This window comes from Dankookia rubra, assembly GCF_004355005.1.
Taxonomy (GTDB): Bacteria; Pseudomonadota; Alphaproteobacteria; order Acetobacterales; family Acetobacteraceae; genus Paracraurococcus; species Paracraurococcus ruber_A.
Genome location: NZ_SMSJ01000294.1, coordinates 1 through 1022 on the forward strand (window position 1 = coordinate 1; position 1022 = coordinate 1022).

Annotated in this window: 1 protein-coding gene; it reads right to left on the reverse strand. The window is 66.3% G+C overall.

Annotated elements, in window-relative coordinates; translation table 11 throughout:
* Position 1: 1 nt before the first annotated feature.
* On the reverse strand, positions 2-1022 hold a 1021-nt coding region (locus tag E2C06_RS36650), incomplete at its 5' end, for a calcium-binding protein (protein ID WP_206664854.1).

Consider the following 1022-nt stretch of genomic DNA (forward strand, 5'->3'; position numbering starts at 1 on the left):
ATCAGACGATCTTCACCCAGCTGGTCAGGTGCGACAGGAAATCGTCCTTGCCGACCCCATCCAGGCGGATGCTGTCGTCGCCGATCTTGATCGTGGTGTGGCCGGCATCGCCGGAGACGTACTGCGCGACATCCCGGGCATTGCTGATGCCCGAGTTGTTGATGTTGGCGGTCAGCCAGATCTGGTCGGCCTTGCTGAAATCGGTGATCACGTCGTCGCCGAAGCCGCTTTCGAACAGGAAGGTGTCGCTGCCGTTGCCGCCGGTCATGGTGTCGCTGCCGTCGCCGCCGATCAGCGTGTCGCTGCCGTTGCCGCCGAACATCTGGTCTTCGCCGGCCTCGCCCGCCATCCAGTCGTCGCCGTTGCCGCCGTCCAGTTGGTCGCCGCCCTTGCCGCCGGCGAGCATGTCGTCGCCGTTGTCGCCGTACAGCGTGTCGTTGCCGGTGTCGCCGATGATGGAATCATCGCCGTTGCCGCCGCGCACCAAGTCGTCGCCGCTGCCGGCATAGATGCTGTCGTTGCCGTTGTCGCCCGCGACGGTGTCGTCGCCGCTGCCGCTGGCCAGCCAGTCGCTGCCGTCGCCGCCCGCGAGGCTGTCGTCGCCCTCCTCGCCCATGACGACGTCGTCGCCCTTGCCGCCGAGGACGGTATCGTCGCCGAGGCCGCCCGAGAGCCAGTCGTTGCCCTCGTCACCCTGGATCCTGTCGTCGCCGATATAGCCGAAGATGGTATCGGCGCCGTTGCCGCCGCTGAGATCGTCCTCCGCATGGCCGCCGGAGACGTGGTCGTTGCTCGACCCGCCGATGACCGTCAGGTCGTAGGGGTCGAGATGGCCGTCGACGATGTTCCTGGCCGTATGCTGCGACAGGTCGAGCACCACCCCGGACGAGACGATCTGATAATAGGCGCTCAGGTTGTTCGGGATGTCGTCCAGGCCGACGATTGGTCCGGACCCGATGACCGATGCGAAATCACCCATAAGTGGCAGCCTCCGCCAGCAGAGCCCGCACCAAGCGCGAGCG